The sequence below is a fragment of the Streptomyces sp. NPDC101490 genome, from assembly GCF_044767145.1.
Classification (GTDB): Bacteria; Actinomycetota; Actinomycetes; order Streptomycetales; family Streptomycetaceae; genus Streptomyces.
Window position 1 is genome coordinate 1 of record NZ_JBIWNI010000030.1, and the last position, 22,340, is coordinate 22,340.

At 71.5% G+C, this 22,340-nt stretch carries 20 protein-coding genes and 1 pseudogene; 11 read left to right on the plus strand and 10 right to left on the minus strand.

Annotation, left to right across the window (positions count from 1 at the left end; all coding sequences use genetic code 11):
* Positions 1-90: 90 nt before the first annotated feature.
* Positions 91-441 carry a hypothetical protein gene (locus tag ACIRQY_RS32355; protein WP_351795228.1) on the minus strand — a complete coding sequence of 117 codons (351 nt, stop codon included), beginning with the start codon at positions 439-441 and terminating at the stop codon, positions 91-93.
* A gap of 163 nt (positions 442-604) precedes the next feature.
* Positions 605-1,204 carry a TetR/AcrR family transcriptional regulator gene (locus ACIRQY_RS32360; protein WP_403931597.1) on the minus strand — a complete coding sequence of 200 codons (600 nt, stop codon included), beginning with the start codon at positions 1,202-1,204 and terminating at the stop codon, positions 605-607.
* Between the two features lie 156 nt (positions 1,205-1,360).
* Between ACIRQY_RS32360 and ACIRQY_RS32365 the strand changes: the two genes are divergently transcribed.
* Both ACIRQY_RS32365 and ACIRQY_RS32370 read left to right on the plus strand, forming a co-directional pair.
* Entirely contained in the window at positions 1,361-1,795 is a 435-nt protein-coding gene (locus tag ACIRQY_RS32365; RefSeq protein WP_403931600.1) for a VOC family protein, read from the plus strand.
* Between the two features lie 675 nt (positions 1,796-2,470).
* Positions 2,471-3,328 (plus strand): annotated as a pseudogene (locus ACIRQY_RS32370) (tyrosine-type recombinase/integrase); the annotation flags it as partial.
* Between the two features lie 846 nt (positions 3,329-4,174).
* On the opposite strand, the gene ACIRQY_RS32375 reads toward ACIRQY_RS32370, so the two are convergent.
* Positions 4,175-4,933, minus strand: a complete 759-nt coding sequence (locus tag ACIRQY_RS32375) for a phosphoglyceromutase (RefSeq protein ID WP_403931602.1) — start codon at positions 4,931-4,933, stop codon at positions 4,175-4,177.
* A 126-nt stretch (positions 4,934-5,059) separates the two neighbouring features.
* Between ACIRQY_RS32375 and ACIRQY_RS32380 the strand changes: the two genes are divergently transcribed.
* The gene (locus ACIRQY_RS32380) at positions 5,060-6,436 is read left to right on the plus strand and encodes an MDR family MFS transporter (protein ID WP_403931605.1); all 1,377 of its coding nucleotides are present in this window, start codon (positions 5,060-5,062) and stop codon (positions 6,434-6,436) included.
* A gap of 90 nt (positions 6,437-6,526) precedes the next feature.
* Here the strand turns inward: ACIRQY_RS32380 and ACIRQY_RS32385 are convergent, their stop codons facing one another.
* Together ACIRQY_RS32385 and mshA are read right to left on the minus strand one after the other, a co-directional pair.
* The gene (locus ACIRQY_RS32385) at positions 6,527-7,045 is read right to left on the minus strand and encodes a YbjN domain-containing protein (protein WP_403931608.1); all 519 of its coding nucleotides are present in this window, start codon (positions 7,043-7,045) and stop codon (positions 6,527-6,529) included.
* Complete coding sequence (gene mshA, locus ACIRQY_RS32390) at positions 7,038-8,405, minus strand: D-inositol-3-phosphate glycosyltransferase (RefSeq protein WP_351795243.1); 1,368 nt, start codon at positions 8,403-8,405, stop codon at positions 7,038-7,040. The genes ACIRQY_RS32385 and mshA overlap by 8 nt, the downstream gene beginning before the upstream one ends.
* A 438-nt stretch (positions 8,406-8,843) precedes the next feature.
* Between mshA and ACIRQY_RS32395 the strand changes: the two genes are divergently transcribed.
* The 3 genes from ACIRQY_RS32395 to ACIRQY_RS32405 all read left to right on the plus strand — a co-directional run bounded on the left by ACIRQY_RS32395 (position 8,844) and on the right by ACIRQY_RS32405 (position 12,679).
* Positions 8,844-9,638 (plus strand): class I SAM-dependent methyltransferase, encoded by a 795-nt coding sequence (locus ACIRQY_RS32395; RefSeq protein WP_351795246.1) that lies wholly within the window; start codon positions 8,844-8,846, stop codon positions 9,636-9,638.
* A gap of 231 nt (positions 9,639-9,869) precedes the next feature.
* Entirely contained in the window at positions 9,870-10,919 is a 1,050-nt protein-coding gene (locus ACIRQY_RS32400) for a C40 family peptidase (protein ID WP_351795249.1), read from the plus strand.
* Between the two features lie 443 nt (positions 10,920-11,362).
* Positions 11,363-12,679, plus strand: coding sequence for a PP2C family protein-serine/threonine phosphatase (locus ACIRQY_RS32405; RefSeq protein WP_403931612.1), 1,317 nt, complete (start codon positions 11,363-11,365; stop codon positions 12,677-12,679).
* Between the two features lie 100 nt (positions 12,680-12,779).
* On the opposite strand, the gene ACIRQY_RS32410 is transcribed toward ACIRQY_RS32405, so the two are convergent.
* The 3 genes from ACIRQY_RS32410 to ACIRQY_RS32420 all read right to left on the minus strand — a co-directional run bounded on the left by ACIRQY_RS32410 (position 12,780) and on the right by ACIRQY_RS32420 (position 14,382).
* Complete coding sequence (locus ACIRQY_RS32410; RefSeq protein ID WP_351794044.1) at positions 12,780-13,127, minus strand: DUF2516 family protein; 348 nt, start codon at positions 13,125-13,127, stop codon at positions 12,780-12,782.
* 88 nt (positions 13,128-13,215) lie between these two features.
* On the minus strand, positions 13,216-13,908 hold the full coding sequence (locus ACIRQY_RS32415; protein WP_403931617.1) for a hypothetical protein: 693 nt from the start codon (positions 13,906-13,908) through the stop codon (positions 13,216-13,218).
* 39 nt (positions 13,909-13,947) lie between these two features.
* A complete protein-coding gene (locus tag ACIRQY_RS32420; RefSeq protein ID WP_403931620.1) occupies positions 13,948-14,382 on the minus strand; it encodes a helix-turn-helix domain-containing protein in 435 nt (144 codons plus the stop codon).
* Positions 14,383-14,663: 281 nt separating this feature from the next.
* Between ACIRQY_RS32420 and ACIRQY_RS32425 the strand changes: the two genes are divergently transcribed.
* The 3 genes from ACIRQY_RS32425 (at position 14,664) to ACIRQY_RS32435 (ending at position 17,827) form a co-directional block, all read left to right on the plus strand.
* Positions 14,664-16,637 carry an RICIN domain-containing protein gene (locus ACIRQY_RS32425; protein ID WP_403931623.1) on the plus strand — a complete coding sequence of 658 codons (1,974 nt, stop codon included), beginning with the start codon at positions 14,664-14,666 and terminating at the stop codon, positions 16,635-16,637.
* A 311-nt stretch (positions 16,638-16,948) separates the two neighbouring features.
* Positions 16,949-17,344: a helix-turn-helix transcriptional regulator gene (locus tag ACIRQY_RS32430; protein WP_351794029.1), complete on the plus strand. Its 396-nt coding sequence runs from the start codon at positions 16,949-16,951 to the stop codon at positions 17,342-17,344.
* Between the two features lie 66 nt (positions 17,345-17,410).
* A complete protein-coding gene (locus tag ACIRQY_RS32435) occupies positions 17,411-17,827 on the plus strand; it encodes a VOC family protein (protein WP_351794026.1) in 417 nt (138 codons plus the stop codon).
* Here ACIRQY_RS32435 and ACIRQY_RS32440 read toward each other — a convergent pair.
* A complete protein-coding gene (locus ACIRQY_RS32440) occupies positions 17,805-18,326 on the minus strand; it encodes a hypothetical protein (protein WP_403931627.1) in 522 nt (173 codons plus the stop codon). The genes ACIRQY_RS32435 and ACIRQY_RS32440 overlap by 23 nt on opposite strands.
* A 369-nt stretch (positions 18,327-18,695) precedes the next feature.
* Between ACIRQY_RS32440 and ACIRQY_RS32445 the strand changes: the two genes are divergently transcribed.
* Together ACIRQY_RS32445 and ACIRQY_RS32450 are read left to right on the plus strand one after the other, a co-directional pair.
* Positions 18,696-19,181, plus strand: a complete 486-nt coding sequence (locus tag ACIRQY_RS32445) for a MarR family winged helix-turn-helix transcriptional regulator (protein ID WP_403931630.1) — start codon at positions 18,696-18,698, stop codon at positions 19,179-19,181.
* A 300-nt stretch (positions 19,182-19,481) separates the two neighbouring features.
* On the plus strand, positions 19,482-21,005 hold the full coding sequence (locus tag ACIRQY_RS32450; protein ID WP_403931633.1) for an MFS transporter: 1,524 nt from the start codon (positions 19,482-19,484) through the stop codon (positions 21,003-21,005).
* Between the two features lie 388 nt (positions 21,006-21,393).
* Here ACIRQY_RS32450 and ACIRQY_RS32455 read toward each other — a convergent pair whose 3' ends face one another.
* Entirely contained in the window at positions 21,394-22,191 is a 798-nt protein-coding gene (locus tag ACIRQY_RS32455) for a TetR/AcrR family transcriptional regulator (protein ID WP_403931636.1), read from the minus strand.
* Positions 22,192-22,340 lie beyond the last annotated feature (149 nt).

Consider the following 22,340-nt stretch of genomic DNA (forward strand, 5'->3'; position numbering starts at 1 on the left):
CACCCGCTACGACAAAACCCGCGAGTCCTACGAAGCGGCCCTCACCATCGCGTCACTCCTGATGTGGATATGACCCTTTGAAGACACGCCCTAGCGGACGAAGACGACCGAACGGAGCTTGAGGCGGTCGGTGGCCGGGCGGCCGTGGGGGCGGAGTCTCCAGGAGTCGCCCGTGCAGTCGGGCCCGGTGAAGACGATCGCGTAGTCGTCGGTGTCGTTGTGCGGGGCGAAGGCGGGCTCGGAGGAGTACGGGTCGGCCACCTCGGGGAGCGTGAGGCACCGGTCGCTCTCCGGGTCGTGGAGCGTGGCCGTCAGCGGGGAGCCGTCCGGTCCGGCGAACCGGTAGGTGAAGTCACCGCCGGCGGCATGGGCGGGGGCGGCCAGAGCCGCGGTGAGGGTGAGGGCACCGCAGACGGCGGCGACGGAGTGCCGGAGACGCACGGGGTTTCTCGTTTCGGGAGGAGGGGAGATTCACCCCCACCTCTACCTCCTGGCTCCCCCACGATGCGCCGGACCACCGCCGTAAGGTTTCGCCTTCACCCGTCCGGCGGAGCGGGCGGGTGCGGGCCCTGACTGCCGGGGGGCGGCCCGTCGCTCGCGCTCCCTACCCGGCCGGTGGCCGGGTGCGCAGGCCGGAGAGGAGGAGGTCCAGGGCGCGCTCGGTGTCGGCGAGGGCCGTCGGGGCGGTCGAGCGGGCCAGCCGGACGGTCGCCTCGTTCATCGCACCGGACAGCAGCCCGGCCAGCGGCGCCACCGGCTGGTCCGCGATGACCCCCAGGGCGACGAGCCCTTCGAGGGCCTCGGCCAGATGCCGGGCCGAGGCGTCCTCGTCCGTGGCGCGCCATTCGTCCCAGCCCAGCACCGTGGGCGCGTCCAGCAGCACGATGCGGCGGACCGCCGGATCGGCGCCCGCCGCGAGGAAGGCGTGGCAGCCCGCGCGCAGCTGCTCCCAGGGGTCGGCGTGCGCGTCCGCCACGGCCGCGACCCGCTCGCCCAGCTCGTGCTGGACCTCGGCGACGACGGCCCGGAAGAGGCCCTCCTTGCTGGCGAAGTGGTGGTAGGCCGCGCCCTTGGTGACGCCGACGGCGGCGGCCACCTCGGCGAGGACGACGTCGTGGTAGCCGTCGGCCGCGAACCGCCGCCGCCCCTCCGCCAGCAGCGCGCGTCGGGTCGCCGCCCGCTGTTCGGCCCGGCTGGTCGCCATGTCCGTACCGCCCTTCCCTCTTCACATACCCCGGGTATGCTAACCCTCCCCTTCACATACCCCAGGTATGTGAAGGGGAGACCCGCCTCGTACGCGAAGGGGCGGCCCGCCCGCTCCCCGTCACCGCACGGGCCCGCCATGACGAAGGAATCCGCCATGACCAGCACGCTCCGGGGCTTCTACCCGGTGATCTGCACCCGCGACGTCGCCGCCTCGCGCGACTTCTACACCCGCCACTTCGGCTTCGAGCCGACCTTCGAGGCCGACTGGTACGTGAGCCTGCGGCGCCCGGACGCATCTCAGTACGAGCTGGCGCTGCTCGACCCCGCCCACCCGAGCGTCCCGGCGGGCCACCGCGCCCCGATCACGGGCGGGCTCCTGCTGAACTTCGAGGTGGACGACGTGGACGCGGAGCACCGGCGGCTCGTCGGCGCGGCCGGACTGCGCGAGCTGCTGCCGCCGCGCACCGAGGAGTTCGGCCAGCGTCACTTCATCGTGGCCGCCCCGGACGGGGTGATGATCGACGTCATCACGATCGTCCCGGCGACCGGCACCTACGCGAACCAGTACGCGGAGGGCCTCGCGCCTTAGGACGTCCGGGCGGGGCGGGGAAGGCGGGGCGCGCGCCCGTACGGGCGGGGAGGGTGTGGCTCGCCGGAACGCGAAGAAGCCCCCGTCCGGCGGAGGAACCGCGGGCCGGGGGCTCTTTCGTGCGGGAGGGCTACTTCTTCTTGCCCTGGTTCTCACCAACCGGCATTTCGAGCTGGGATTTCACCAACGGACAACCATCTGACCTGCGGTTGAGCAGTGCCCCTTGAGGGATTCCGGTGCACGCTGGCGGCCCAGGTACTGCCCGGACCAGCCCCGCGTGGCATCACAGCGAAGAGCGCGAGAGACCACCCTTCCGGGCGGACGTCCCTGGGACCTCTGCGGCCGTTACGTGGAGGCGGTGGACGGGGACGTGACATCCCGGTCCGCGATGACGGACGCCATGGCGGTGCTGGAGGGCACCGCAGACGGCCGCGCCGCCACCGTGTCCGCCGGGAGCTGGCAGGTCGTACCGCGCTCGCCGCTGCTGTTCCGCCGCTCTGGGGCCATGTCGCCCATGCCCAACCCGACCCTCGAAGGCGACGGGCTGTCCATGCTCCAGAGCATGTTCGACATGGACGAGTCCGCCTTCCGGCAGCTCGTGGCGTGGCTGGTCGCAGCGTGGATGCCGAACATCCCCCACCCGGTCCTGACTCCTGGGCCCTGTGCCTGGACAACCCCTCCGCGATCCCGCCGTGGCTGTCGGACACCCTGTGCAAGGCCGTCACCGGCAACGGGTTCGTGGACCGCACCGTCCACAGCGACGACGCGCTGAACCCGGGCGTGGATGACGGGCATCTGGCAAAGAACCCCTGCGCCGCTCGATCGGTGAAGGCACCGACCGTGAAGCAGAAGAGGGTGACCCCCTGGACGCCGGAGCGGGTGTTCGCCGTGCGCGCGGGCCTCCCCTCCCGCTTCCAGGCCATGGTGGATGCAGGGGCAGGATGCGGGCTTCGCCAAGGGGAGATCTTGGGACTCTCCGTCGACGCCGTGGACTTCAAAACGAACACCGTCCATGTCGTACGGCAGCTCAAGCTCAGCCGCGGTAAGCCCGTCTTTGCGCCTCCGAAGGGTGGCAAGCTCAGGGACGTGCCGCTGGCGGCGCCCGTTGCTGCGGCCTTCCGGACCCACATGAAGCTCTACCCGCCCGTCGACATCACCCTGCCGTGGCTGACGCAGGCCGGAAACCCGGTCACCCATCAGATCCTCTTCACGGCACCTCAGGGCAACCATGTCTGGCGAGGGCAGTTCAACACCGACCAGTGGAAACCCGCTCTGGCTGCGGCTGGCGTCATCCCAGAGCGTGGGGAGGGCGAGGAGACGTACGCAGCGGCCCGCGAGCACGGGATGCACGCGCTTCGGCACTTCTATGCTTCGGTGCTCCTGGACTCCGGAGAGAACGTCAAGGCCCTAGCGGAGTACCTGGGCCACTCGGACCCCGGACTGACATTGCGGGTATACGCCCACCTGATGCCGAGCAGTCGCGAACGTACCAGAAGCGCAATCTCATCAATCTACCCGAACCAAAGTTCATAGCAATCCAAACCAATGACCCACCCATTGAATTTCCGGAGAGATTACCTCCGAAGCCCGCCGCCGCGCGGACATTCAAAATAGAAACATTACGCGATCCATGATTCACCCCTCCAGTGATACCAATTGGACCCCAAATGACGTCTTCCAAATGACACTATTTGGGGGACATCATTTGGAAGATGTCATTCGGAGTCGCATGCAGGATGCGCATGGAGTTGCCACCCAGGTTCAACTCCAGATGGCTCGATGACTCGATGGCCAGAGGGCTCGATAGGCCAATGACTCGATGACCAAAGGGCTTGATAGACCGATGACTCGATGGCCAGAGGGCTCGATAGGCCAATGACTCGATGGCTAGAGGGCAATAAGTTGACACTGGGGATCGGGGCAGGTGGAGGAATAGGCCGAGGAAGCAAGCGGAATGCATCACTCCGACCTCCCCATCTCGATATTTGCAGGAATCTCGCGATCATGCAAGGATTCCCCTCCGAATGGAAAGACCGCCCCTGCCAGGGGGCGGCCTTTGACTCCGTTCGTGCCCAGCCCTGCACCGGACGAGAACACATCAGGAGGTCTCGATGATACCGCCCATCGTTCGAATCGACATAGCCCCTCGGCGTTCCCCTGCCCCCATCACCGCCAGCGCACTCGGAGCCGTCGCTCTATGGGTCAACATGCCTTGGGAGTGCGTGGCCCCAGCTGCGCTCCTGATCGCCTTCCGCGTCAGGATCCGGGTCAGGCCTGAGGCCCGCCGCGCCACCTGACGGCCCAGCGACGGCCCACAGACACGAGCGAGGCCCCTACCTGCGGAGAATCCGCAGGTAGGGGCCTCGTGTGCGAGTGTCGTTACTTCTTGCCCTGGTTCTTGACCGCCTCGATGGCGGAGGCCGCGGCCTCCGGGTCGAGGTAGGTGCCGCCGGGGTTGAGGGGCTTGAAGTTCTCGTCGAGCTCGTACGAGAGCGGGATGCCCGTCGGGATGTTGAGGCCCGCGATGTCCGCGTCCGAGACGCCGTCGAGGTGCTTGACCAGGGCGCGGAGGCTGTTGCCGTGCGCGGCGATCAGGACCGTGCGGCCGGTGAGGAGGTCCGGGACGATCGAGTCGTACCAGTACGGGAGCATCCGCTCCACGACGTCCTTCAGGCACTCGGTGCGCGGGAGGCGCTCCGACGGGATGCCCGCGTAGCGCGGGTCGTGCACCTGCGAGAACTCGTTGTCGTCGGCGAGCACCGGCGGCGGGGTGTCGTACGAACGGCGCCACAGCATGAACTGCTCCTCGCCGAACTCGGCGAGCGTCTGGGCCTTGTCCTTGCCCTGGAGGGCGCCGTAGTGGCGCTCGTTGAGGCGCCAGGAGCGGTGGACCGGGATCCAGTGGCGGTCCGCGGACTCCAGCGCGAGCTGGGCGGTGCGGATGGCGCGCTTCTGGAGGGAGGTGTGGAGCACGTCGGGCAGCAGACCGGCGTCCTTGAGCAGCTCGCCGCCGCGCGTCGCCTCCTTCTCGCCCTTCGCGGTGAGGTTCACGTCCACCCAGCCGGTGAACAGATTCTTCTCGTTCCACTCGCTCTCGCCGTGGCGGAGGAGGATCAGCTTGTACGGTGCGTCGGCCATGTGTACGAGCCTAAACGACCTCGGACGATTGACACGCGTCGTCAATCCAGTGGCGTCCGCAAGCTGAGATACGTAAGTTACGACTGCCGCTAGAGGGACTTACATCAGCCAGGGGGCTCACCACACATGTCCATCGACTCGCTCAGACGATCGGCCACCGCCACGGTTTCGGGACTTCCGCAGGGCTTCTGGTGGCTCTGGCTGTCGACCTTGGTCAATCGCACCGGGGCCTTCGTCCTGACTTTCCTCTCCCTCTACCTGACGATCGAGCTCGGGCACTCCGCCTGGTTCGCCGGACTCGTCGTCGCCCTCCACGGTCTCGGCGGCGTCGCCGGCTCCCCGCTCGGCGGCGTGCTCACCGACCGCTGGGGCCGCCGCCCCACCATGGTCACGATGCACCTGGCGGCAGCCACCTGCGCCGCCGCCCTCGCGTTCGTCACCAGCCCCTGGGCCATCGCCGCCGTCGTGCTCCTGATGGGCGTCGCCATGCAGGCCGTCCGCCCTCCCATCAACGCGACCATCGCCGACATGGTCCCCGCCCATGACGTGCGCCGGGCGTACGCCCTCAACTACTGGGCCCTCAACCTCGGCTTCGCCATCGCCTCCCTCGGCGGCGGCGCCGCGCTCGTCCTCGGCTACCGGACCCTCTTCATCGCCGACGCCGTCGCCACCGTCCTGTGCGCCGTCATCGTCTTCCTCCGTCTCCCCGAGACCCGCCCCGAGACCAGGACCGACCCGACGGGCGCTCCCGTCGCCGCCGCGAAGGTCAGCATGATCACGGTGCTGCGGGACGCCCCCTTCCGCACCCTGGTCCTGCTCAACCTCCTCGTCTGCCTCGTCTTCACCGTCCCCTGGGTCGGGCTGCAGTTCACGATGACGGACCAGGGCTTCCCGCCCTCCGCCTACGGACGCGTCATCGCCGTCAACGGCATCGTGATCGTCGGCTTCCAGCTGCTCGTCAACAAGCTGACCGAGAAGCGTTCGCCGGTCGTCCTGCTGGTCCTCTCCTCGCTGCTCTTCGCCCTCGGCACCGGGGTCACCGGCCTCGCCGGATCGTCCCTCGTCTTCGCCATGACCGTCGCCGTCTGGACCGTCGGCGAGATGATCCACATCCCCACCAACGCCGCCGCCACCGCCCGGCTGGCCCCCGAGCACGCGCGCGGCCGGTACCAGGGGGTCATGGGCATGTCCTGGGCCGTCGCCGGCTTCGTTGCCCCGGTGAGCGCGGGCGCGATCGTCGACGGACCCGGTCCCGGCGTCCTGTGGGTCGCCACGGCCACCATCGGCGTCGTCGCCGCCCTCGGCTACGCCACCCTGCTGCGGCGCGCGCTCGCGGAGGACCCGGCGGACGCCGCCGAGCCGGACGCAGTCGAGCCGGACACAGTCGAGCCGGATGCCTCGGAGTCCGGCCCCGTGGAACCGGTCGCCGTCTCCGCCGGAACCACCGGCCCCGCCGGTACCACCGGCCCCACCAAGGCCTCCGACACCGCGCTCAGCGCCTGAGCCCCGGCCCGATCCCTGCCCGAGTCCCGGTACGAGCCCCCGCACGAACCCCGGCCGGATCCTCTCCGGGGAAGCGAGCAGGCCCGCCCCTCAGTTCGCGGGCCTGCTCGTCAGCTTCTTGAACGCGTCGAGGTTCCGTGTCGACTCCCCGCGCGCGATCCGCCACTCGTACTCCCGTCGGATCGCCGACGCGAAGCCCAGCTCCAGGAGCGTGTTGAAGTCGCCGTCCGCCGCCTCCAGGACCGAGCCGAACAGCCGGTCCAGTTCCTCGGGCGTGACGGCCGAGAGCGGCAGCTTGCCCGCGAGGTAGATGTCGCCGAGGCCGTCGATCGCGTACCCCACCCCGTACAGCTTCAGGTTCCGTTCGAGCAGCCAGCGGTGGACGGCCGCCTCGTTCTCGTCGGGGTGGCGGACGACGAAGGCGTTGAGGGAGAGCGAGTGGCGTCCGGCGCGCAGCGACAGCGTCGTGAACAGCTTGCGGGTGCCGGGGAGCTTGACGACGTACGCGCCGGGCTCGGGCGACTCCCACTCCAGCCCGGCGTCCCCGAGGACGGACTCGATGGTCCGTCGCGCGTCCCCGACCAGGTTCCCGACCACGTCCTCAGCCATGGTGGGAGCGTACGCGACGGCGGTTCTCCTTCAGCCGGTGGTCGAGGACGGCCGCCGTGTACACATCGGCCGTGGCCGCGGCCGCCCTGTCCCAGCCGAACGAGCCCGCGTGCCGCGCCGCCGCCGCCCCCATCCGGGCCGAGAGCGACGGATCGGCCACGAACCGGGCGAGCGCGCGCGTGTAGTCCGCCGGGTCGTGCCCCTGCACCAGGAAACCCGTCACACCGTCCCGTACGGCCACCGGCAGGCCGCCGACCGCCGCCGCGACGACCGGGGTCCCGGTCGCCTGCGCCTCGACCGCGACGAGACCGAAGGACTCGCTGTACGAGGGCATGACGAGGACGCTGGCCGCGCGGAACCAGTCCGCGAGCGTGTCCTGGCCCACCGGCGGATGGAAGCGCACGACGTCCGCGATGCCCAGCCGGGCGGCCAGCTTCTGCAGCCCCTCCGGCTTCGCGAGGCCGCTGCCGCTCGGGCCGCCGACCACCGGCACCACCATGCGCGAACGCAGCGACGGATCCTGGTCGACCAGGAGCGCGGCGGCCCGCAGCAGGATGTCGGGGGCCTTCAGCGGCTGTATCCGCCCGGCGAAGACCGGCACGAAGGCGTCCTGCGGCAGGCCGAGCCGGGCGCGGGCGGCGGCCCGGCCGTCGGCGGGGCGGAACCGGTCGAGGTTGACGCCCGGGTGGACGACCGCGATCTTGCCGGGGTCGGCCTCGTAGAAACGGGCCAGCTCGTCGGCCTCCTCGGCCGTGTTGGCGATCAGCCGGTCGGCGGCCGACACGATCTGCGTCTCGCCGATCACCCGCGCCGCGGGCTCGGGCGTGTCGCCCTCGGCGAGCGCCGCGTTCTTGACCTTCGCCATGGTGTGCATGGCGTGGACGAGGGGGACGCCCCAGCGTTCGGCGGCGAGCCAGCCGACGTGCCCGGAGAGCCAGTAGTGGGAGTGGACGAGGTCGTAGTGGCCGGGGCGGTGGCCCGCCCACGCCTGCATCACACCGTGCGTGAAGGCACAGAGCTGGGCAGGCAGCTCCTCCTTGGCCAGGCCCTCGTACGGGCCCGCGTCCACGTGCCGGACGAGCACGCCGGGGGCCAGCTCGACCACCGGCGGGAGGCCGCCGGTGGTGGCCCGGGTGAAGATCTCCACCTCGATGTCGATGGCGGCGAGGCGCTTCGCGAGCTCGACGATGTAGACGTTCATGCCGCCCGCGTCGCCGGTGCCGGGCTGGTGCAGGGGCGAGGTGTGGACGCTGAGCATGGCCACGCGGCGCGGGGTGCGGTTCCGGCCGGGCAGCCGGAGCCGGGTCGGTGCCGGGTGCCGGTGCCGGGTTCCGGCGAACCGGGACACGTACTGGCTCACGTCGGCGGTCCTTCCGCTGGGGGGCGTCGGGCATGACTGAGGCAGGGCAGGGGCTGCCCTCCGGCCCCGACAACACCGGAATGGGTGCTTTCATTTCCGCCGGTGGCGGCACTTTGCCAATTCATTGCCGGTGAGGTGAGTCCTTTCCCGGCCCGCACGCCCCTCACGTACGCCCCGTGTGCCCCATGCGCTCCGTGTGCCCCATGCGCTCCGTGTGCCCCATGCGCTCCGTGTGCCTCATGCGCTCTGTGTGCCCCATGCGCTCCGTGTGCCCCATGCACCCCTGCCTTCTATCGGGTACGCCTCTGACGCCTGAGGCTCTCGGGTCCCACGGGCCCCTGCCCTGGTACCCCTGCGCCCCTCCCCTCCCTTGAGGGACGGAGAGAACAAGGGGAATGGAGAACAAGGGGGAAGCACCCCACCCCGTACCCTCTTGGCATGGCCCCGCGCACCACCCGCCCCGTCGGCACCCCGACCCGCGGGACCACCAACCCCAACCGGCTGCGCCGCATGGACCGCTGGATCGCCGCCGTCCACGGACCCGCCCTGCGCCGCTCCCCCGAGCCTCCGCTCGCCGTCGACCTCGGTTACGGGGCCGCCCCCTGGACCGCCGTCGAACTCCTCGCCCGACTGCGCACCGCCGAACCCCGCACCCGCCTCTACGGCATCGAGATCGAACCCGCCCGCGTCGAGGCGGCGAAGCCGTACGAGCACGACGGGCTCGCCTTCCTGCACGGCGGCTTCGAGGTGCCGGTGCCCGGACCGGTCGCCCTGATCCGGGCGGCGAACGTACTGCGCCAGTACGACGAGGAGCAGGTCACGGACGTCTGGCGGCGCCTGTGCGGACGGCTCGCGCCCGGCGGACTCCTCGTCGAGGGCACCTGCGACGAGATCGGGCGCAGGCACGTGTGGGTCGCGCTCGACGGCACCGGCCCGCGCACGGTGACCTTCGCCACCCGGCTCGGCTCGCTCGACCGCCCCTCGGACCTGGCGGAACGGCTGCCGAAGGCGCTCATCCACCGCAACGTACCGGGCGAACCGGTGCACGCCTTCCTGCGGGACTTCGACCGGGCGTGGGCGGCGGCAGCCCCGTACGCCTCGCTCGGCGCCCGGCAGCGGTGGCTCCGCTCGGTCCGGGACCTGGCGGCGGACTGGCCCCTGGCGGACGGTCCCCGGCGGTGGCGCCAGGGCGAAGTGACGGTGCGGTGGGAGGCGCTGGCGCCCCGGGGGTGAAAATCCCTCCCGAAAGCATCCGGGAGCACGGATTCCCCCGTTCTCCCCAACTCCCGCTGAATTTCCGGTACGCCGGGAACGCCCCGCCCGTATCACTCGTCCCCCGTGGGGGAGAGTGGCCCGACGGGCCTCCGCCTCCCCTGTCGCTTTCCGGTCCCGCATGGCACCATCGCCAAGGTCACCAGTAAGTTACTGACGGTAAATCAGATTTGGTCATCCGAGGGGGAGCTCGTGAACCGACGCCGCCACGCCACCGCCGCGATCACCGTGATCTGCGCCCTGACCGTGCTGGCCTCTCCCGCGCTGACGCTCCAGGCCGCCGCCGCGCCGCTGCCTCCGCCGCCGCCGAAGAAGAGCCTGGCAGAGGTCCACCAAGAGATAGAGGGCCTCTACCGGCAGGCCGCCGCGGCCACCGACGCGTACAACCTCGCGGAGGAGCGCAGCGAGGAACAGTCCGCCGAGATCGTCAAGGTCGCCCGGATGATCGTGGAGGGCCGCGAGAAGATCGAGGACCTCAAGGCCAGGGCGGGCGCCGCCGCCCGCGCCCAGTACCGCAACGGCGGGCTGCCCGAAGACGCCCAGCTCGTCCTCACGAACGACCCGCAGCTCTTCCTCGACACCGCGGGCCGCCTCAAGGCCGGGGCCAAGGCCACCACGGACCTCCTCGGCGAGATGACCAGCACCCAGGCCCGCCTGGACCTGTACGCCAAGGAAGCGGGCGAGAACTGGACCAAGCTGGAGGCCCACCGGGTCCGGCAGGCCCAGGCCAAGAAGGAGATCAACGGCAAGATCGACGCCGCGAAGAAGCTGGAGTCCGAGCTCGCCGCCGAGGAGCGCGAGCGGCTGCGGCTCCTGGAGGCGCAGGCGCAGAAGCGGGCCCAGACGAGCTGGCTCGGCACCGGCGTCCTCGCCGGGCTGAAGGACGGCACGACGCCCGAGGCGAAGAAGGCGATCGAGTTCGCGACGGCGCAGATCGGCAAGCCGTACGAGTGGGGGGCCGAGGGCCCGTCCTCGTACGACTGCTCCGGGCTGACCCAGCTCGCCTGGGGCACGGCGGGACGGCCGATCCCGCGCACCTCGCAGGAGCAGTGGCGGCTGCTGCCGCGCGTGCAGATCAAGGACATGCGTCCGGGCGACCTGATCGTCTACTTCAAGGACGCCAGCCACATCGGGATGTACGTCGGGGACGGCACGATCGTCCACGCGCCCCGGCCCGGCCGGAACGTGACCCTCGCCGGCGCGGGCTCCATGGAGATCCTCGGGGTCGTCCGACCGAGCTGAGGACGGGACGGGGAGGGACGGCACCGCCGGGGTGGCCACCTAGGGGTGCCCGGACGGGGTTGCTCGGGGGTGCCCGCAAGGGGTTGCGGCCTGAGGGTCTTCCCTGAGGCCGCCCCCCATGGCCGGGCCCGGCCATGGGGCGCCCCGGGGGATGCGACTCGTGGGCCTTCCGAGGCGCCTTCCCCTCTGGTGCCTCCCCTGGGTGCTCCCTCGGGGAGGCACCAGAGGGCCGCCCGCGTGACCTTTCTCATTGCCCGGGCGAGGGTTCCGGCCACCGTACGGAGGCGAGTACCTCCCCTTCCGCGGCATATGCCAAGCCCGCGCGGGCGGCCGTCCGCCGATCGCCATTCCGCTGCGGACCGCCCTACCGCTAGGGTCCGGACGGGCGGAACGCCATCCGGCGCCCCGCGCACCCTCGGGGCAGGGGAAGGGAACCCGGACCGATGCCCGTATCCGTACAGCGTCAGAGAAACGTCTCTGCCGGCGCGGAACCCGGCGGCGGCACCCCCGCGGACGCCGCCGCCACGGACGCCACCGCTATGACAGGCACAGTCACCGGCACCGACCGTACCGATCTCACCCTCCTGGTCGTCGAGGACGACCCGGCGGGTGTCCTCGCCGTACCCGAACTGCTCGACACGGCCGACGCCGCCGGGACCCGCGTCCGCATCCGGACCGCCCGCAACCTCACCGAGGCCGAGCGGCTCCTCACCGACGACGTCCACTGCGTCCTCGTCGACCTCTCCCTGCCCGGCCCCCGGGCCGCCGCGGGCGACGACCCGCTCGCCCCGCTGCGGCACATCCTGCGCCTCGCGCCGCGCCACGCCGTCCTCGCGCTCGCCACCTCCGCCGACGCGGAACTGGCGGCCGAGGCGGTACGCGTCGGGGCCCAGGACCACCTCTTCCGCGAGGAACTCGACGGGCGGCTGCTCAGCCGGGCCATCCGGTACGCGGTGGAGCGCAAGCGCGCCGACGCCGTCCAGGTGAAGCTGGCCGAATCACGGCTCCGGGCGCAGGAGAACGCCCGCCTGGAGCGCGGGCTGCTGCCCACGCCCCTCCTGGAGGGCTCCGATCTGCGGTTCGCCGCCCACTACCGGCCGGGGCGTTCACGGGCCCTGCTCGGCGGTGACTTCTACGACGTGGTCCGTACGCCGGACGGCACCGTCCACGCCATGATCGGCGACGTGTGCGGCCACGGCCCCGACGAGGCGGCGCTCGGCGTCGAACTGCGGATCGCCTGGCGGGCCCTGACCTTCGCCGGCCTGTGCGGGGACGAACTGCTCTCGACGATGCAGCGGGTCCTGGAGCACGAGCGGGAGAGCGAGGAGATCTTCGCGACGCTCTGCACCGTCGACATCGCCCCCGACGGGCGCCGCGCGGGACTGTGCCTGGCCGGCCACCCGGCCCCGCTGATCGCCCGGAAGGGCAAGAGCGCGCGCCTGCTGCCGTACGAGGACGGCGGCCCGGCCCTGGGGCTGCTGCCGCGTGCCCGCTGGCCCCGTCGGCAGGTGGAGCTGGGCGGGACGTGGAGCCTGCTCATGTACACGGACGGCCTGATCGAGGGCCGCTCGGCGGGCCCCGGTTCGCCGCGGCTCGGCCAGGACGGGATGGTCGGCATGATCGACCGGCAGCTGGCGGCGGGGCTGCGGGGCGAGGAGCTGCTGGAGGCCGCGGTGACGGAGGTCAGGTCCCTGAACGGCGGGGAGCTGACGGACGACGTGGCGGTCCTGGCCCTGGAACGGCGGAAGACCCGGGGATGATCTCCCCGGGCCCTGCCCGCCCCTGACCGGCGACCGGTACATACGCGTCGCCCGCCCCCGGTACTCCGGGGGCGGGCGACGGTCGTCGTGCGGGGGGCGCCTAGCGCCCGCCGTTGTAGGGGCCGTACGGTCCGTCGCTGCTGGAGCCGCCGCCCCGGCGGCCACCCCCGCCGCCGCCCGAGACCCGCGCGAGCGCGGGGCGCACGTCCACCATGAAGACGATGGCCGCGACCAGGCCCGCGATCTGCAGGAACAGTATCGGCAGCAGCAGATCCAGGGCGAGGTTCACGCCCAGGAGGATCAGCCAGAACTTCTTCGTCTGCTTCTCGGCGGCGCGGTAGGCGTCCTCGCGCGCCATCGCGGCGAACACGAGCGAGGCGACGGCGAAGCCGGTGAAGACGAGGAACATCACCAGAGAGAGAAGGGAGTCGAATCCCGCGCGCAACATGCTGAGCACCGCCTAGAAAGAGGGGAAGAACGCCTCCCGGTCAAGGTACCCGGTTCAACGCACCGGCTACCGGAATTGGTACCCCGGCCTACTCCTTCCCGGCGGAAGTGCCGGTGGCGGCCTTCTTGGCGGGGGCCTTGCGGGCGGCGGCCTTCTTCGCGGGCGCCTCGGCGGCCGGGGCGGCGGACGCGTCGGTCCCGGGGTCCGAGGCGGTGACGTCGGCCGTGACCGTGGTGTCGTCGGGCGCGGCCGCGGCGTCCCCGGCCGTGACCGTCGTGTCCCCGGCCGTGACCGTGGTGTCGTCCTCGGCGGTCGCCGTCGCCAGGCCGTCCTCGGCCCTGGTCTCCTCGGGCTCGACGACGACGGTGATCTCGGTGATCTCCTCGCCGGTCTCGCCGCGCCACGCCTTGACGGCCTCCTCGCCGTGGGCGGCGACCTCCTCGTACTTCTCGCGGGCCCTGACCGCGTACTCGGCGGCGACGCCGACCCCGCGCAGGGCCAGGTCCTGGGCGGTCTCACCGAGCTTCTTGAAGTCCGTGTCGAGGTTGCCGACGACGTCGGCGAACTTGGCCTGGACGGTGGCCTGGGCCTCCTTGGCCTGCGCGGTCACCTTCTCCTGCACGGCCTTGGGGTCGGTCTTCCGTACGGCCTCGATACGGGCGGGCGCCTCGGCGGCGAGCTGCTCGATCAGGCCGGGCACCTTCCTGGCCTGGCGCGCGGCGAGGTCGGCGGTGCCGGCGGCGAAGAAGAGAGGGGTACGCAGTTCGTCGATGATGGCCATGCTGGTGGTCCTCCCGGAATGTGACGTACGAGCGGGCTGCTAGCCCGGGGGCGGTGGGGCATCGGCGGCGCCGGGACCGCTCCCGGCGTCGGCGCCCGACGCGGTGCCGTTCTCGGCGGCGGCGGCCTCGGCGGCGTTCTCCTTGCGGAAGGAGTCGTAGATCTGGAGCAGCACCTGCTTCTGGCGCTCGTTGATCGAGGGGTCGGCCAGGACGACGGCGCGCGTCTCCAGGTCGTCCCGCTCCTTCTCGTCGAGGATGCCCGCCCGCACGTACAGCGTCTCGGCGGAGATCCGCAGGGCCTTGGCGACCTGCTGGAGCACCTCGGCGCTGGGCTTGCGCAGCCCCCGCTCGATCTGACTCAGATACGGATTCGACACCCCGGCGGCGTCGGCGAGCTGCCGCAGCGACAACTGCGCGGTCCTCCGCTGCTCACGGAGGTACTCACCGAGATTGCCGACGTTGAGCGATGCCATGCTCCGACCATGCCACCCCGCGCTAACTATTGCAAGCAGGTGCTTGCAATAGTCGCGGCCCGGGCGGGGCGAGGGGCCGGGCGTGGGCGTCCGCTGCCTGGACAGTTTCTCGACGAGGAGCACCCGGGCACCTGAGCACCCGTCGAACCCCTCCGGGAAGCCCCGGAGGGGTTTGTCCGTAGGGATGGCGTCAGGGGCCGTACGGATGGCGTCAACGGGCCCGGGAACGCCGGATCCGCCGACCTAGCATCCAGCTCTCTTGAGAAAAGGATGCCCCTGACATGAAACCCCTGTCCCGCCTCAAACGTGCTCTGGCCTGCGGGATCGCGGCCGTCGCCGTCGTCGGTGGTCTGGCCGTACCCGCCCAGGCCGCACCGGCGCCCGGCTTCCCTGTGGACAAGACCTGCGGCACCCCGGCCGTGCCCGGCGGCGGCAACTGCATGACCTCGCTGATCACCTCCGCCTTCGACGTCATCAAGCTCATGCGCAGCGCCGCCAACAACAACAAGCTGGACAACGCCGAGTTCACCAAGAACACGGCGGCGAAGCTCAGCGAGAAGTTCCCCGGGTTCAACGTCCTGGTGTTCAAGACCGTCGGTACCGACCTGTACGAGACCGAGTGGTTCAGGAACGAGCACAAGGCCGACATGAAGGGGGTGCTGCTCGACACCACGTACAAGCTCAACCACTTCATGGACAAGGACAAGAAGGAGCCCTCCGGCTACGACACCTTCCGGATCTGGGTCTTCCAGGGCGACTCGACGTTCCGCAACCGGGGCGACGGCGGGTACATGAACTGGGCGTTCGTCGGCCACGACAGCGACACCGTCAAGAAGGAGCCGTGGACCTGCCGGTCGGGCACCGCCCGGCCGTACAAGTGCGACGGCGACGTCCGCACCCTGCACTTCCCCGCGCGGTCCGGCTACGCGGGCAGGACCGGCAGTCTGACCCCCGACTCCAGCAGGCCCGGCTACCACGCCTGTCTGGACGTCAGCGGCAACGGCACCGCGAACGGCACCCCCGTACAGATGTGGGAGTGCAACGGCGGCGACGCGCAGAAGTGGACCTACAACGGCTACAAGCTCCGCGCGGCCAACGGCAAGTGCCTCGACCTGGCGGGCAACAAGACCGCCAACGGGACCAAGCTCCAGGTCTGGGACTGTCTGGAGATCCCCGGCCAGCGCTGGCACATGTCGCCCAGCGGCGGCTTCCGGCACTTCACCGAGCTCGACGACCGCTCCAAGGACGTCTGCGTCGACAACGTGAACGCCCAGACCGGCAACGGCGGCACGGTCGCCGGCTGGTCCTGCGGCTCCGAGACCAACCGGGACGCCCCCAACCAGAACTGGGCCTGGGGCGGCACCCCGCCGACCACCGACCCGACGACACCCGGCAACGGCAACGGCACCTGGGCGTTCCTGAAGCTGTCCAACGGACTGGGCGCCGTCCCGGTCAACGGCTCCGCCGGAGCGTCGGTCGTCCCCGGCATCCGGGGCGGCAACGAGTCCAAGTGGAAGATCACCTCCGTGGGTGGTGGCCGCTACCGGATCACCAGCTCCTACGGCCTCGACCTCACCGAGAACACCAGCAGCTACATGGCCGAGCTCCAGCCGTGGAGCGGCTCCTCCAAGCAGAAGTGGGAGCTGTACGCGGTCGGCGGCGGCAAGTACCAGATCCGGATCTCCTCCGACGACTGCCTCGCCCACAGCTCCGACTTCAAGCAGCTCGGCGTGTGGACGTGCGAGCGCGGCTGGAAGCAGGAGTGGGAGCTGGAGTCCTCCTCCGGCGGCGTGATCACCCCGACCGACCCGACGACCCCGACGAACCCCCCTACGGGTGGCGGCGGTTCCGGCTCCTCCGTGCCGACCGACCGGCCGATGTTCCTGAAGCTCGCCAACGGCCTCGGCGCGACCGCGCCCAACGAGACCGCGAGCTGGGGCGCGCCGGTCCTGGGCGGCATCCTCGGGTACAAGGGGTCCACCTGGACGGCCAAGGCGCTGGGCGGGGGCCGCTACCGGATCGTCAACGACCTCGGCTACAACCTGACGATGAACCCCGACACCTATGTCGCCGAGCAGCAGGCGTGGGGTGACACCTCCAACCAGAAGTGGCAGTTCGTCAGCCTCGGCGGCGGCAAGTACCAGATCCGGATCTCCTCCGACGACTGCCTCACCCACGACTCCGACCACAAGCAGCTCGGCGTCTGGACCTGCGAGGGCGGCTGGAAGCAGGAGTGGTCCCTCCAGCAGCGCTGACGCCCGGCCCCGCACGACCCGCGCCCATCACGGGGCGCGGGGTGCGGAGGCCTGCCCTCCCGCACCCGGGGTTTCGTACGGGTTCCCCCGAGACAGCCCGCGCGCGCCCCTTACGGGCCGGGTCGGCCCGTAAGGGGTCGGCTTGGAGAGAAGCAGAGAACGGGGGGCGGCCTTGCGCAGGTCGCCCCCCGTACGGTCCGGGGCGCGTCCGGTGCGGGAGCACCGGCCCGGGGCAGGTGTACGTCTTCGGGCTTCGCTTACGTGTCCGGCGGCGCCGGGCCCGTGTCGTACCCCCGTGCCATCCTGGGGGTGTGACGCTGGAGGATCTCGTACGGCTGCGGCGGGCTCGGGACACGATGGACCGGGACTACGCGCTGCCGCTCGACGTGCCCGCGCTGGCCGCCGTCGCTCTGATGTCGACCGGGCACTTCGCCCGCAGTTTCCGCGCCGCCTACGGCGAGACGCCGTACGCCTATCTGATGACCCGGCGGGTCGAGCGGGCGAAGGCGCTGCTCCGGCGGGGCGATCTGAGCGTGACGGAGGTCTGCTTCGCCGTCGGGTGCACCTCGCTCGGCTCGTTCAGCTCCCGTTTCACCGAGCTGGTGGGCGAGTCGCCGTCCGCCTACCGGGCGCGCCCGCACGACGACGGGGCGGCCGTTCCCGCGTGCGTCGCCAAGGTCCACACCCGGCCCGTACGGAGCCGGTGACGGACCCTGCGGATCCGGTCAGGATCGGAGAAGCGAAATCTTCCGGCCCCCCGTAGCTTCGGAGGCATGGACATCAAGCTCTCGCAGTGTTTCATCGCCGTCGACGACCATGACAAGGCCCTCGCCTTCTACCGTGACGCCCTCGGTCTGGAGGTGCGCAACGACGTCGGTTTCGAGGGGATGCGCTGGGTGACCGTCGGGTCGCCCGAGCAGCCGGACGTGGAGATCGTCCTCGAACCGCCGCTCGCCGACCCCAACGCCGCTCCCGCCGACCGGCAGGCCATGGCAGAGCTGCTCGCCAAGGGGATGCTGCGGGGCGTGATCTTCTCCACCGAGGACGTCGACGCCACCTTCGAACGGGTCCGCGCGGCGGGCGGCGAAGTCCTCCAGGAGCCGGTCGACCAGCCGTACGGCGTCCGCGACTGCGCGTTCCGCGACCCGGCGGGCAACATGCTCCGCTTCACCCAGCCCCGCAGCTCCTGACGGACCCCGCCCGGCAGCCCGGCCAGTCCGCGAGCGCGGCGAAGTCCGTACGGGTGAGCCCCCGTCCGGGGTCCACCTGAAGGAGCAGCGCGGCACCCGGGTGGTGGTCGGCCACCCATTCCCGGTCCGCCGCGCCGATCTCGTCGTCGGCCCAGGCGAAGGGCCGCCCCGCCGCCCACGCGACCAGCCCCGGCGTCTTCCAGTGCACACCCCCGCCGGGTCCGGGGCCGTCGTCCGGCCACCGGACGACGGGCAGCGGGGGCAGCCCGAGCCGGGGCGCCACCCAGACGTTCGCGTCGTCCTCCCAGGTCGTCGCCCACACCAGCTCGTACGGAAGCGCCGCCAGCCTCGGCCCCTGCGCGGGATCGAGCCGGGCGAGGAGGGGGCTCACCGAGGCGGGCGGTACGGGTGGATACGTGGGATGAGGCGTGCCGCCCCTCTCCCCGAAGGGGATCAGCGGTCCGTCCACGTCCAGGAAGAGCAGGGGCGTCGGGGGCATCGCCCCATCCTGGCCCAGCGGTCCCCGGTTCCGGTTCCGGTTCCGGTTCCGGTTCCGGTTCCGATGGCGGTGGCGGTGGCGGGTTCCGGTGGCGGTTCTGGAGCCCGTGCCGATCCCGGCGGGGGCAGGCCCCTGCCCGTAAGGGGCCGATCGTCCCGTAGGGAGGCGGCCGTCCCGTAGGGGTTGCCCCGCCCGTAAGGGAGGCGGTCGTCCCGTAGGGGGTCGGCGGGTCCCGTAGAGGAATGTCCCCGGCAGGGCAGGGCCCGCCCCGCAAGGGGCACGTCCGCCCCTTACGGGCAGGGCCCGCCCCTCCGCTTCCCGATAATCCGTGACGGATCGATCGAGGCCGGTCCTGGCAGACTGGAACGCATGACTGCCATGGCGCCCGCACGCACCGAGCCCGATCTCTCCTATCTCCTCGACCACACCAGTCATGTGCTGCGGACGCGGATGGCGGCGGCGCTCGGGACGATCGGGCTGACCGCGCGGATGCACTGCGTCCTCGTGCACGCCTTGGCGGAGGAGCGGACGCAGGCGCAGCTCGCGGAGCTCGGGGACATGGACAAGACCACCATGGTCGTCACCGTGGACGCCCTGGAGAAGGCCGGGCTCGCCGAGCGGCGGCCGTCGAACACGGACCGGCGGGCCCGGATCATCGCCGTGACGGAGGCGGGCGCGAAGGTCGCCCACAAGAGCCAGAAGATCGTCGACGGCGTCCACGAGGAGGCCCTCGGCGCCCTCCCGGACGATGAGCGGGCGGTTCTGCTGCGGGCCATGAACCGGCTGGTCACCGGGCACCTGGCGAGCCCCGTCGAGAGCCCGACCCCGGCCCGCCGGGCCCGTCAGCGCGGCTAGGACGCGTTTCGAAAGTCCCGCCGACGTGGCCTCCGGGCAGACGGCGCCACTTCCGAAGCCCGCCCACCCTGGGCCACCCCCCTTCCGGGTCCTCCCTGACGACCCGCAGGGTCCGGAAGGCCCCCCGCAGGTGCCGAAAGGGCCCTGCGGCACCCCGGAGGCCCCGCCCGTACGAGCCCGCCTCCCCTCACACCCCGAGAGTGATCCCGTACCCCGATATTGATCCCGTAAAAAATAGTCTGCAACAAAACCTTCTGCTAGCGTCACTCCTGTCGGCCCGCCCGGAACAGGAGTGCCTCCATGCCCACGCCCGCCCCCGCACCCTCCCCCTCTCCCTCCCACAGGACCGCCCTCGGCGTCCTCGCCACCGGGATGCTCATGACCGTCCTGGACGGCAGCATCGTCACCGTGGCCATGCCCGCCATCCAGGACGACCTCGGCTTCACCCCCGCCGGTCTCAGCTGGATCGTCAACGCCTACCTCATCGCCTTCGGCTCGCTCCTCCTCCTCTCCGGCCGCCTCGGCGATCTCGTCGGGCGCAAGCGCCTGTTCCTCATCGGGACCGCGCTCTTCACCGGCGCCTCCCTCCTGGCCGGGGCCGCCACCTCCCCCGGGGTGCTCGTCGCCGCCCGCTTCCTCCAGGGCGTCGGCAGCGCGCTGTCCTCCGCCGTCGGCCTCGGCATCCTCGTCACCCTCTTCACCGCGCCCCGCGAACGCGCCCGCGCCATCGCCGTGTTCAGCTTCACCGGAGCCGCGGGCGCCTCCCTCGGCCAGGTCCTCGGCGGTGTCCTCACCGACGCCCTCACCTGGAACTGGATCTTCCTGATCAACCTGCCCATCGGCGTCGCCACCCTGTTCGTCGCCCTGCGCGCCCTCCCCGCCGACCGGGGTCTCGGACTCCGCGCCGGAGCCGACGTCCTCGGTGCGCTGCTCGTCACCGCCGGGCTCATGACCGGTATCTACGCGGTCGTCAAGATCGAGGAGTACGGGGCGGGTTCGGCGCACACGCTCGGTCTCGGCGCCCTCGCGCTCGCCCTCCTCACGGGTTTCCTGGTCCGCCAGGCACGGACCCCGCACCCGCTCATGCCGCTGCGCGTCCTGCGCTCCCGCAGCGTCGCCGGTGCCAACGCCGTCCAGATGCTGATGGTCGCCGCGCTCTTCTCCTTCCAGGTCCTCGTCGCCCTCTACCTGCAGAAGGTCCTCGGTTACGGAGCCACCGGCACCGGTCTGGCGATGCTGCCCGCCGCCGTCGTCATCGGCGTCGTCTCGCTCGGCGTCTCCGCCCGGCTCATCACCCGCTTCGGCGAACGGAACGTCCTGATCACCGGCCTCCTGATGCTCGTCGGGGTCCTCGGTCTGCTGGTCCGCGTCCCCGTCCACGCCTCGTACGTGACGGACCTCCTCCCCGTGATGCTGCTCGCCGCCGGGTTCGGCCTCGCGCTCCCCGCCCTCACCGGGCTCGCCATGTCCGGCGCCGAGGACGCCGACGCGGGCCTGGCCTCCGGGCTCTTCAACACCACCCAGCAGATCGGCATGGCCCTCGGCGTCGCCGTCCTCTCCACCCTGGCCGCGGGCCGCACCGAGTCCCTCGCCGAGGCGGGCCACTCCCCCGCCGAGGCCCTGACCGGCGGCTACCACCTCGCCTTCGGCACCGGCGCCGCACTCCTTCTGCTCGCCCTCGCCCTCGCCTTCACCGTCCTTCGCCACCCGCGCGCCGCACGGAAGAACGGACAGGAGGGCGGACAGGAAGGCGGACAGCGAGGCGGCCGGAAGGGCGGGCAGGGAGGCAGCAGCCGGGAGGCTCTCGCGGCAAAGGCTCCGTGACGGCGGGCCGGGGCTCCACCGGGACGGCCACGGAACGGGATTCGGACAGTGCCGGCACCCATGGCCTCTCGGAATCAGCCCTCAGGCCGCCCGGCGTCCCCCGCCGACGCCCGCGCTCCTTCCGGCGCTCCCGGGGAGCGCCTCCGCGAGGGCCGTCTCGTCCTCGTGGCCCCGCTCCAGGAAGAGCGTGACGGCCCCCTCCGACAGGGCCCGCCGGGTGCGCTCCTTCTTCCGCTCGCGCAGCCCGGAAGGCCGCGGGGAATCCGGACCGGACGGGGACGCCGGAGGCGGCGACAGGGTTCCGGGGGCTTCCCCACAAGCGGAGGCGGAGGCGGAGACAGCGGGCCCTAGGCGCGCTTCCCCCCGGGCGGCGACGACGGCGAGGGCGTCACGAGGCCCCGCCCTCCACGAGTACGGCGACCCCGTCGAGGATCCGGGCGAGACCGAAGCGGAACTCGAACTCCGGGTCGTCGGAGTCGTCCATCACCCCCGAGTCCAGCATCCGGGTCACCTGCGGGTACCGCTCGGGGTCGGTGAGCCGCCGCAGGGTGCGGCTGTACCGGGCGAGGACGTCCTCGGGGTCCCCGGCGCTCGCGGCGACCGCGTCCGCGAGGTCCGCCATGACCACGGCGTCGTTCCGGACGAAGCCGCCGACCAGCAGGGTCACCGAGATCTTGGCACCCTCGTCGAGGCCGGTGCTCTCCAGCGCGGCGAGCGCCGCCTCCCACCAGGCGACCACGTTCGGGGTCGCGGGCGGCCCCGAGACCGGGAGCCGCAGCATCCAGAGGTTCCGGTGGTAGACCTCGCGCATCGCCCAGGCCCAGGCCTCGACGCCCGCGCGCCAGTCCGCGCCGGGCGGGCCGAGTTCGGGCGGAGCGCCGGTGGCGGCCTCCTGCATGAGCACGTACAGCTCGTTCTTGGCGGAGACGTACCGGTAGAGCGACATCGTCGAGACGCCGAGCTCCTTGGCGATCCGGCCCATGGAGACGGCGCCGATGCCCTCCGTCGAAGCCAGGGAGACGGCCGCGCCCACGATCCGGTCCAGCGTCAGACCGGGCTTGGGGCCCTTGGAGGGACGCTCCCGGAGCCCCCAGGCCGCCTCGATGACCGGCGGCAGAAAGGTCCCCCCACCACTGGCACCGCCAGCAGCACCACTGACACCAGCACCTGCACGGTCACCTCTCACCCGACCAGCTTCACCGGCACCACCGGCACCACCGGCACCAAGGCGGCCGTCACCCCCGCCCTCGCCGCCGCCGCTCGTCCGCCGCTCGCCGTCCTTCACAACCCGCCGCCTCCCGGCCACCTCGCTCGCTTGACGTCCATCCTAGTAAT

What these genes read in the sequence shown, in the direction of transcription:
- ACIRQY_RS32360 (WP_403931597.1), bottom strand. Translation starts at nt 1,204, where the DNA reads ATGGCGACCAGCCGGGCCGAACAGCGGGCGGCGACCCGACGCGCGCTG.
- ACIRQY_RS32365 (WP_403931600.1), top strand. Translation starts at nt 1,361, where the DNA reads ATGACCAGCACGCTCCGGGGCTTCTACCCGGTGATCTGCACCCGCGAC.
- ACIRQY_RS32375 (WP_403931602.1), bottom strand. Translation starts at nt 4,933, where the DNA reads ATGGCCGACGCACCGTACAAGCTGATCCTCCTCCGCCACGGCGAGAGC.
- ACIRQY_RS32380 (WP_403931605.1), top strand. Translation starts at nt 5,060, where the DNA reads ATGTCCATCGACTCGCTCAGACGATCGGCCACCGCCACGGTTTCGGGA.
- ACIRQY_RS32385 (WP_403931608.1), bottom strand. Translation starts at nt 7,045, where the DNA reads ATGGCTGAGGACGTGGTCGGGAACCTGGTCGGGGACGCGCGACGGACC.
- ACIRQY_RS32395 (WP_351795246.1), top strand. Translation starts at nt 8,844, where the DNA reads ATGGCCCCGCGCACCACCCGCCCCGTCGGCACCCCGACCCGCGGGACC.
- ACIRQY_RS32405 (WP_403931612.1), top strand. Translation starts at nt 11,363, where the DNA reads ATGCCCGTATCCGTACAGCGTCAGAGAAACGTCTCTGCCGGCGCGGAA.
- ACIRQY_RS32410 (WP_351794044.1), bottom strand. Translation starts at nt 13,127, where the DNA reads ATGTTGCGCGCGGGATTCGACTCCCTTCTCTCTCTGGTGATGTTCCTC.
- ACIRQY_RS32415 (WP_403931617.1), bottom strand. Translation starts at nt 13,908, where the DNA reads ATGGCCATCATCGACGAACTGCGTACCCCTCTCTTCTTCGCCGCCGGC.
- ACIRQY_RS32420 (WP_403931620.1), bottom strand. Translation starts at nt 14,382, where the DNA reads ATGGCATCGCTCAACGTCGGCAATCTCGGTGAGTACCTCCGTGAGCAG.
- ACIRQY_RS32425 (WP_403931623.1), top strand. Translation starts at nt 14,664, where the DNA reads ATGAAACCCCTGTCCCGCCTCAAACGTGCTCTGGCCTGCGGGATCGCG.
- ACIRQY_RS32435 (WP_351794026.1), top strand. Translation starts at nt 17,411, where the DNA reads ATGGACATCAAGCTCTCGCAGTGTTTCATCGCCGTCGACGACCATGAC.
- ACIRQY_RS32440 (WP_403931627.1), bottom strand. Translation starts at nt 18,326, where the DNA reads ATGCCCCCGACGCCCCTGCTCTTCCTGGACGTGGACGGACCGCTGATC.
- ACIRQY_RS32445 (WP_403931630.1), top strand. Translation starts at nt 18,696, where the DNA reads ATGACTGCCATGGCGCCCGCACGCACCGAGCCCGATCTCTCCTATCTC.
- ACIRQY_RS32450 (WP_403931633.1), top strand. Translation starts at nt 19,482, where the DNA reads ATGCCCACGCCCGCCCCCGCACCCTCCCCCTCTCCCTCCCACAGGACC.